Below are 9,320 nucleotides of genomic sequence, written 5' to 3' on the forward strand. Positions count from 1 at the left end.
GGAGAGCATGAACCTCAGGACGAGATCCGTGGCCGCGGCGACCCGGGAGCGGCTGCCGCGTACCAGCGCCATCTCCTGTACGGCCGCGTCGGCCCCAGCGACCAGCGTGCGTGCCTCGTGCTCGTCCAGGTCCGTGCGCACCTGAGCGAGTACCGCGCCGCGCCCCTCATGGACGGCGTCCCGGCGGTCCGCCATGCGGAGCCGGTCGCCGTCGGGCAGCGCCTCGCCCTCACGGGCGGCGACAGCGACGGCGTCGGGCTCGGCGAACGCGGCCGTGACGTAGGCCCGTGTCGCGAGGTTCAGCGCCTCCTCCGGGGAGCGAGCCCCCTCCAGGGCCTTCCCGATGGCAAGCTCAAGCTGTGTCACGGCGTGGTCGCAGACGTCGACGAGGATCTCCGCCTTGCCGGCGTACGTGGCGTAGACCCTGGGTCCCGAGATGCCGGCCGTCCTGCCGATCCGGTCGATACCCACCCCGTGGTATCCGTACTGCCGGAACAGGCACGCGGCGGCGTCCCGGATCTCCTTGCGCCGGGAACGGGCAGACCTCGGCTCCGGCCGCGTACGCCCGCCGGAAGGCGCGGGCGAACGGTCCGGCGGAGCGAGCAGGAGAGCCAGGAGCGACCGTATGAGCAGTGCCTTCGTGCGCGGTTGCGGCAGCGTGGCGTGCCGCCGTGCCAGCCAGCCGAGTACCCCGTTGACCGCCCGCTGGCGGTTGATCGCGTCCCCGTGGGAGACGGTGGGGCGGGCACCACGGATAGCCGTCTCCCACAGCCGGGACAAGTGACGCTCATCCGCGCGCAGTCCATGCCTGGCCGCCTCGGACAGCGACTGCCACTCTCTGAGGTACGTGGCGACCGACGCCGACTGGGACAGGGTGAGATCAACGGTCCGGAACACCATCCCCCGGGGCCCCGCCTCGGAACCGGTGTCCGACGTGGTCTCAGGGGTGAGCGTCGCCGCGGCGGTGAAGTCCGCCAGTGCTCCCTCCAGGATGCTCCGCAGCAGATCGTCCTTGCCGCTGAAATGCCGATAGATGACCCCCGGCGACAGGCCGACCCGGTCCGCGATATCCCCCACTCCGGTCGCCGCGTACCCGCGTTCCGCGAACAACTCCGCCGCCACCCACTGGATCGTGGCCCGCCGGTCGTCCGGCTGCCCCCCGCGTTCTCGCGTACTCCCGTTCCGGGTGGGCGCTCCGGTGGAGACTCCGTGCCCATTCCCGGTCATACTGCTCCAGACTCACGTCCCCCGCGTCGGCCCGACTATGCCAACGACCTCCATCGAATCAAAACACAAATTCACTTCCACCGATACACGCGTGCTTGATCCCTGGACAGGGCCGCGACGCTGCCGGGTGCCGGACGTACGGTGCCGATTGCCCCACAGGAGGCCACCGGGCCCGGGAACCGGCAGCCCGCGCCGCACCCACACCCGGCCCTCCTCGAAAGCACGGTCCACTGCCCACGGAGTCAGCAGAGTTCCCGGCTGCCACGCGCGCACGGCAGGGCCGGTGACGGTCGTCCAGAGGTACTCCGACATCACGCAGGGCGGCCAGAAGGGCCCCCAGGCGGAGAACGTCACCGTCGCCTGACCCGAGCCCGGTCCACCCGGGCACAGAAGCAGCTCTGCCGGCCCTTCGGGCGTCTCAGCGGCGCTTCAGAGGTGTGTCACCATCGGTGCCCGGCGCTCCCGGCTCGGGGCGGGTGGGGGCGATGAGGATGCGGAGCGTGAGATGGTTGCCGAGTCCGTCTCCCGTGACCGTGAACAGGCGGCGCCGGTCCGGGGTCCAGGCGAGGGTGGGCAACACCAGCCTGTTGTCACCGAAGGTGTCGGCTTTTCCGAAGTCGTATGTCCGGGTCGGGGTGGCTGCCCCCGGCCGGAACACGTACACGTCCGGTGCGGACCGGCTGTCCACGCCCGCGGCGATGGTACCGTCCGGGGCGATGTCGACCGCGACGGGCCGGTAGCCGGTCGGGTACGCGTGCTCCTCGGTGAGGTCCGAGGTCCGGAGTACCTGGTGGTGGTACGGGAACATGCTCGCGAGCACGATCTGGTCGCCGTCGGGGCTGAGAGCGACGTCGCGCGTGGGCCCGGCGTCGATCGTCCGGGACGCCTGAGGGCGCAGTGTTCCGCCCTTCGTGCGGTATACCCCGACACGGGTGGGCGTCTTGCCGCGGCTCACGGTGATCAGGGTGCCGGTCTCGGAGGAGGCTTCGACAAGGGGGGCGTAGGGTCCTTCATGGCCCGTCAGGTCCAGCCGGGGAGTGGGGTCGGCCTCGTCGGAGAGGTCGATGGAGCCGACACCGGCCCGCCAGCCGATGTCGGGTTTCCAGTTGAGGTGGTAGCCGAACCAGAGGGTGTCGCCGGTCCGCGTCAGGTACTGGGGGAAGGTGTCCGCACCAGTGGGGTGGCGTGCGGTCTCCCTGAAGGTCTCGGTGTCGATCGCGACGATGGCGCTTTCGTGATTGACGGCGGCGTACACCGTGTCGGAGTCCTCGGAGAGTTCCAGGCCCCACACCTGGGGGAGATCGGGGATCGTGCCCAGGGCTCGGCCCGCGTAGTCGGTGACCAGGATCATGCTGTTCTGCGCATCGCTGATGAAGATGCGCCGGTGCTCGCTGTCCACCACCATGTCCACGGCCGAGGCGATGGGCAGCGGACTACTGCTGTCGCCGGGGGACACGGCCGGAGCGGGCGCGGCGCCGCCGACGAGGGCGGAGCCGATGCTGGCCAGCAGTGCGACCGTGACGGTGGTGCGGCGCAGGCGCGCAGCCATGGAAACTCCTCTTCGGGTACGGCCACACGGCACCCGTGGGGCCTGCGTTTCCGGTCGGCCCGCAGCGTAGGCCGGACATCGGCACAGCGGCAGACCAAGTCGGGGGGAGAGGCCGGAAACCGGACCGGCCGCAGGAGCGCCGGGCACCCGTACACCCGGCGTACGGTCCGGTTCCGTAGGGACCGTACGCGGACAGAACACCCGTCACCAGTGCCCTTGGACACCGGCGCCGCGACCACGAGGGCCCGCCGAGGCCCACCGCCGCGCCGGGCAGATCTGGCGCAAAGCAACAGGACGCGCCTGCCGGCTACATGACCGGATGCGCACACCGCTCGCCCGGCCGGCCATCGCGTGGACGAGCAGGTGCAGGCGATGCGCGAGATCCTGTTGCGGGCTGTGTGGCAGGAGGGCGCGTGGCCCCGCGTCTTCGCCCGGGCGGCTGCCGTCCTGGAGCGCCGTACGCGGGTTGTGGTGCGTATGTACCTCTGCGCCTGGGCAAGACGCTGCGAGGGGTCAGAAGCAGTGGCGGATCCTGCATACCGCGACCGTTCAGCTGGTACAAACGGACGGCGTTGAGGGCGATCTCCATCGCGGTCTCAGACGCGAACAGCTTCGCCATCCCCGCCTCCATGTCGCAGCGCTGTCCTGCCTCGGCACGCTCGGCGGCGTACAGGACGAGTTGGCGGGCGGCCGTCAGCTTGGTGGCCATGTCGGCCAGGTAGTTGCCGATCGACTGGTGCTGCCAGATCGGCTTGCCGAAGCTCTCCCGCTCCTGTGCGTAGCGCAGTGCGTCTTCCAGGGCGGCCCGGCCCACACCGAGGGCGCGGGAGGCGACCTGGATACGGCCCGTCTCCAGGCCCTTCATCATCTGCGCGAAGCCTTGGCCCTCCACGCCGCCCAGGAGCGCGGTGGCGGGAACGGCGCAGTCGTCGAAGACGAGTTCGCAGGACTCAACCCCCTTGTAGCCGAGCTTCGGCAGGTCGCGCGAGACCGTCGGCCCCGGCCCGTGCTCGACCAGCAGGATGCTGATGCCCCGGTGCGCCGGGGTGGCCGTGGGGTTCGTCTTGCAGAGCAGGGCGATCAGTTGGGAGCGACGGGAGTCGGTGATCCAGGTTTTGGAGCCGTTGACGAGGTAGCGGTCGCCGTCGCGCCGCGCCTTGGTGGCCATTGCCTGGAGATCCGAGCCGCCGCCCGGTTCGGTGAGCGCCATCGTCGCTCGGACCTCGCCGGTCGCCATCCGGGGCAGGAACCCGCCCGTTCGGTGACGTGCGTCGGCTTCGGCAGTCGGCCGCCCGGCCGCCGATCAGGTCTGGAGCGCCGCGCCCGAGGAGACGAGCCCCTCGACGTCCGCCACCCCCCACGCGGCGAGCACCTCGGCGGTGTCCCGGCCCGGCGGGGGCGGTGGTGACGTCGGTGACGGGGGAGTGCGGGAGAACCGGGGTGCCGCCGTCGACTGCACGGTGCCGTCCCGTTCGGCCAGTGTCCCCCGTGTGCGCAGTTGGGGGTGTGCGGCGGCCTCGGACAGGCTCACCACCGGGGTGACACAGGCGTCCGAGCCTGCGAACACCTCGGTCCAGTCGGCCTGCGTACGGCTCAGGAAGGTGTGTGCCAGGCGTTGGCGGAGAGCCGGCCAACGGCTCCGGGCGTGCTGAAGGGCCGGATCCTCGTCCAGCTCCAGCAGCTCCAGGAGCACGCGGTAGAAGCGGTTCTCCAGGGCCCCGACAGCCATGTGGCGACGGTCCGCCGTCTCGTACACCGTGTAGAAGGGGGTGCTGCCGTCCAGCAGGTTCGTGCCCCGCGCGTCCTGCCACTGCCCGCTGGACATCAGCGCATGGGTTCCGGTGAGGAGATGGGCGACTCCGTCCACGATGGCCGCGTCGACCACCTGTCCGCATCCGCTGCGGGCCGCCTCGTGGAGTGCGGCGAGGACGCCGATCACCAGATACGCGCCGCCCCCGCCGAAGTCGCCGACCAGGTTGAGCGGGACGGCGGGCGGTCCGTCCGCTTCCCCCATGGCGTGCAGGGCACCGGTCACCGAGAGGTAGTTGATGTCGTGTCCGGCAGTGCGGGCCAGCGGCCCGGCCTGGCCCCAGCCGGTCATCCGCCCGTAGACCAGGCGGGGATTGCGGTCCAGACAGGTTTCCGGTCCCAGGCCCAGCCGCTCGGCGACACCGGGGCGGTAGCCCTCGATGAGGACGTCCGCCGCGGTCACCAGTGTCAGGGCCGCTGCCAACGCCTCGGGTCGCTTGAGATCCAGGGCGACCGACTTCTTGCCCCGGTTGAGGAGGTCCTTGTCCTCCATGCCGGGGAAGAACTCACCGGGGCCGGGCCGGTCGACGCGTACGACTTCGGCTCCGAGGTCGGCGAGCGTCATGGCCGCGAAGGGGCCGGGGCCGATCCCGGCGAGCTCCACCACCCGGCATCCCGCCAGGGGTCCGGTCTTCACCGTGTGCACATCCCTTCCATGAGGTCATCCGCTTCCCTGTAAATTTAAAATAGATTAGATTGAAGTTCAAGGTGCACGGCGCACCGGCGGGTACCCACGGGAGGTGAGCCGGACGGATGGATGACGCAGCCGGCGGCGGAGCCGCGCACGGCAGGCCCCACTACAGCCGCGACCTGCTGGTGTCCGTCTCGGCGCGCGTCTTCAGTGAACGCGGCTACGACGGCACGAGTATGGCGGACCTGTCCCGGGCGACCGGACTCGCCAAGTCCGCCATCTATCACTATGTGGACAGCAAGGAGCAGCTCCTGCGGCTGGCCTTGGAGCGCGCGGTCGACCCCCTGCTCGCCTTCGCGGCAGACTGCCGGTACGGGCCTGGGCCCGCCGTCGACCGGCTGGCGCGGCTACTGAGCCTTCAAATCCGGCTGCTGGTGGACGAGTTGCCCTATGTCGCCCTGCTGCTGCGCGTCAGGGGGAACACCGAGACGGAACGCTGGGCGCTCGATCGGCGGCGTGCTTTCGACCGGTGTGTGGCCGGGTTGGTGCAGGAGGCCATGGATGAGGGCGATCTGTCGCGGGTGGGGGACGCCCCGCTGGTCAGCCGACTGCTGTCCGGAATGATCAACTCGCTGGTCGAGTGGTACCAGCGGACAGCCGGCCTGGAGGGGTCGGAGGGGGCGGAGGGCACGGACGGCATGGGGGAGGCCGAGGCCGCCCGGCTCGCGCGGGAGGTGGTGCGCATGGCCTTCGAAGGGCTGGGAGCGGTACGGCAGGCTGCCCCGCCGGCGTGAGCGGGGCGCCGGGTGGGGCTGGGCTTCAGCGTTGCGCCGACCGCGAGTCCAGGCGCTCGGTGCCCGCACGATCCTGTCGGTGGTGCGTACGGCGTCCGCCTCGCATGGCGTCCCGTGCGTACGGAAGGCGGGACCGGCCCCCGGGCACGGCACGCCGGCGGGGTCCGGCGCTCTGCCGCGGGCCGGCCGCGGTCAGGATTCGGTCGGAGGCTCGATGAGCCGGGATCTGCTGCTCAGGCCGTGCCGTACGAGCGACTGGGCCGTGCGGACCGTGACCTCGATCGAGTCGCGCTCCGGATTCCACCACTCGGCCGCCCAGTTCAGCGCGCCGATCACCAGCCGCTGCGCGGTGCGGCGGTCGAGGTCGGCCCGGATCTCGCCCGCCTCGTCCGCGGCCTGGATCAGTACGCGCCACAGGGTGCCGTACTTGGCGTCCTCGCTGCTCTGCCGGGAGCGGATCTCCTCCGGGATCTGGCCGGAGTTGCGGATGATCGCGGTGGCGAAGTCCGACAGCTCCAGGGCGACCTGGAGATGGGCCTCGATCGCGGTGGCGATCCGGTCCATGGGCGGGGTCTCGGCGGGCAGCCCATCGAGGGTGTCGGCCACATGCTGATGCAGCCGCTGGATGCCGACCCACATGACCTCCTCGATCAACTGCTCGCGTGAGGGCCAGTAATAGTAGATCGCCGGAGCCTGCAAGCGGGCTTCCACGGCGATGTCGCTGAGGCGGGTCCCCGCGTACCCCTTCTTGCTCAGGACGTGCGCCGCGGCGTCGAGGATGCGCTCCCGAGTCGCGTTCGACTTGAGATCGTCACCGCTCCTGGATTTCGTCCTCGTGGCTTTTCTGGACACGGCCCGATCATACGGTGCGCGTTCCTTGGCGGACCTGGGCCGTCGTGCGGCGGCGTCCTGGGCGGCGAGTTCGGGGGTCACGGTCCTGCTCCTCGATACGTCTGGGGGTCTCCCTTATCTTAATATAGATTAATGTCGTTCGGTCGCCAGTGCACAGCATCCCCGAGGAGTTCCTTCATGGCTGAGCGGACTGCCGCCCGCCCGCGTTCCTGTCTTTCCGTACCCGGTGGTGACGAGCGGAAGATCCTCAAGGCGTGGGAGTCGGCCGCCGACGAGATCGTCATCGATCTGGAGGACGCGGTGCCCGTACCCGGCAAGGCCGCCGCCCGGGAGACCGTACGGGCCGTCCTGGACCGGATGGGCCCCCGTCCGAACGGGGGGCGCGTCGCGGTGCGGGTCAACGCTCCCCGTACCCCCTGGTGTCATCTCGACCTCCTCGTCTGCGCCGGAGCCCGCGGGCTGCCGGACTCCGTGGTGGTACCGAAGGTGGAGGGCCGGGGCGACATCGCGTTCGTCGAGCGGCTGCTGGACGGTGCGGAGGCCGCCGCGGGCCGTGACCGGCCCCTCGCGCTCCAGGCGCTGATCGAGACCGCGGCGGGTCTGGGCCGGGTCCGGGAAACGGCGGCCGAGTCACCACGACTCCGGGCCCTGATCCTCGGGTACGCCGATCTGGGGGCATCGCTGGGCAGATCCGCCGACGCGCCGCCGGAGATCTGGCTGGCCGCGCAGGACCGGGTGCTGACCGCCGGGCGGGAGGCGGGCCTCGCCGTGACCGACGGTCCCTACCTCGCCATCGCCGACGACGAGGGCCTGGCGCACCGGGCCGAGCTGGCGCGGCGACTGGGCTTCGACGGGAAGTGGGCGGTCCATCCGCGCCAACTCGACGCCCTGAATACCGCCTTCACCCCGACCGAGGACGAGATCACGCGGGCACGTGCCGTACTGGCGGCCCTGGAGGAGGCCGCGGGCCGGGGCGCGGGGGCGGCACTCCTGGACGGGCGGATGCTCGACGAAGCCGTCGCGGTGGCCGCCAGAGACACGCTGGCGCGGGCGGCCACCACGGGGCCCGCGCGACTCGGAAAGGGCGGAACCTCGTCATGACCTCTGGACCGGCGGGCGAGAAGCCCCCCGTGGTCGCCGAAGGCCCGTACTTCGACGAGCTGCGCGTGGGCCAGGTCTTCGTCACCGCTCCCGGGCTCACCCTGACCTCCGGGCGCGCGGCTGCTCACCAGGCCATCGTGGGCGACCGGCTGCGGCTGCCGCTGGACGCGGCGCTGTGCGAAGAGGTCACCGGGGTGAGGGAGTTGGCGCATCCGGCGCTGGTGTGGGACGTGGCGATCGGCCAGTCCACGCTCGTCACCCACCATGTGAAGGCCAATCTGTTCTACCGGGGCCTGGTCTTTCACCGCGCCCCGGCGATCGGCGACACCCTGCGCACCTCGACCGAGGTGGTCGCGCTGCGCCAGAACCGGTCCCGGCCGGACCGGGCGCCGACCGGCCTGGCCGCGCTGCGGATCACCACCACCGACCAGTTCGACCGGCCCGTACTGGACTTCTGGCGGTGCGCGATGCTCCCGCTGCGGGACCCGGAGCGGTCGACCGGCCACGCGGCGGATCTGGCGGCCGTGGGCCGCCCGCCGACGGCCGCCGCGCTGAGCGGTCCCACCGCCGACTGGCGGCTGGACCGGTTCCGCGATGTCGCGGACGGCCCGCACTTCGCGGACTTGGCGGAGGGCATGGCCTGGGAGGTCGGCGGCGGGGATGTGGTCTCCAGCGCGCCCGAACTGGCCCGGCTCACCCTCAATGTGGCGCAAGTCCATCACGACGCGCGGGCCACGGGCGGCGCCGACCGGCTGGTGTACGGCGGGCACACCATCGGGATCGCCTTGTCCCAGGCCACCCGGGCCCTGCCGGGCCTTGTCACCGTGGCAGGCTGGTACGGCTGCGATCACACAGGGCCGGTACGGGAGGGCGATACCCTGCGCAGCGGTCTCGTCGTCGAACGCCTCCAGCCGTTCGCGCGGTCCGGCGGGCTTGTCCACCTGCGATCGCGTGCTCGGACGGACGGCGACCGACCCGTGCTGGACTGGCAGTTCGTCGCCGTCATGGCCTGAGGTGTGTGCCACGTCAGGGCCTGAGGTGTGTGCCACGGTATTCGTCGGCCACGGCCTTCCCGGTTCCCCGGGCACCGGCGTGCGTGCGGCCCGTCGAGTGCCCGGTCCGCCCGGCCCGCTGGGCTGGGGAACGGGCGCAGTCGGCGCTCCGGGCCGGCCCCCGCGGGGACGGAACCGGGGAGTCCCGGCCACGGCCCGACCCGCGCCCGGTCCTGACACGGTCATCGCGCGGGGTTCCCTCTGCCACGGCCGTGTCGTCAGGGCATGGCGTAACCGCCGCTGACCGACAGCACCTGGCCCGTCACCTGACGCGCCGCCCTCGCCGAGGCCATCCAGAGCACACT

The 9,320-nt window shown here is 71.5% G+C and carries 7 protein-coding genes and 1 pseudogene; 3 read left to right on the forward strand and 5 right to left on the reverse strand.

The annotated features are described in order from the left end of the window. From ACWF94_RS24060 to ACWF94_RS24075, 4 genes and pseudogenes are all read right to left on the reverse strand, one after another. Window positions 1-1,227: TetR/AcrR family transcriptional regulator (locus ACWF94_RS24060; protein ID WP_453492067.1), on the reverse strand; the 1,227-nt coding region annotated here is incomplete at its 3' end. A gap of 418 nt (window positions 1,228-1,645) precedes the next feature. Next, a complete protein-coding gene (locus tag ACWF94_RS24065; RefSeq protein WP_453492069.1) occupies window positions 1,646-2,776 on the reverse strand; it encodes a hypothetical protein in 1,131 nt (376 codons plus the stop codon). Between the two features lie 559 nt (window positions 2,777-3,335). Further along, window positions 3,336-4,025, reverse strand: a pseudogene (locus ACWF94_RS24070) (acyl-CoA dehydrogenase family protein); the annotation flags it as partial. 54 nt (window positions 4,026-4,079) lie between these two features. After that, a complete protein-coding gene (locus ACWF94_RS24075) occupies window positions 4,080-5,222 on the reverse strand; it encodes a CaiB/BaiF CoA transferase family protein (RefSeq protein ID WP_453492072.1) in 1,143 nt (380 codons plus the stop codon). A 116-nt stretch (window positions 5,223-5,338) separates the two neighbouring features. Here ACWF94_RS24075 and ACWF94_RS24080 point away from each other — a divergent pair, with 116 nt between their 5' ends. Beyond that, entirely contained in the window at window positions 5,339-6,010 is a 672-nt protein-coding gene (locus ACWF94_RS24080) for a TetR/AcrR family transcriptional regulator (RefSeq protein ID WP_453492075.1), read from the forward strand. A 192-nt stretch (window positions 6,011-6,202) separates the two neighbouring features. Here ACWF94_RS24080 and ACWF94_RS24085 read toward each other — a convergent pair whose 3' ends face one another. Then, entirely contained in the window at window positions 6,203-6,862 is a 660-nt protein-coding gene (locus ACWF94_RS24085; protein ID WP_453492078.1) for a TetR/AcrR family transcriptional regulator, read from the reverse strand. 177 nt (window positions 6,863-7,039) lie between these two features. Between ACWF94_RS24085 and ACWF94_RS24090 the strand changes: the two genes are divergently transcribed. Together ACWF94_RS24090 and ACWF94_RS24095 are read left to right on the forward strand one after the other, a co-directional pair. Continuing rightward, a complete protein-coding gene (locus ACWF94_RS24090) occupies window positions 7,040-7,963 on the forward strand; it encodes an HpcH/HpaI aldolase/citrate lyase family protein (RefSeq protein ID WP_453492080.1) in 924 nt (307 codons plus the stop codon). Continuing rightward, entirely contained in the window at window positions 7,960-8,976 is a 1,017-nt protein-coding gene (locus tag ACWF94_RS24095) for a MaoC family dehydratase (protein ID WP_453492083.1), read from the forward strand. The genes ACWF94_RS24090 and ACWF94_RS24095 overlap by 4 nt, the downstream gene beginning before the upstream one ends. Window positions 8,977-9,320 lie beyond the last annotated feature (344 nt).

Source organism: Streptomyces sp. NPDC055078, from assembly GCF_053607985.1.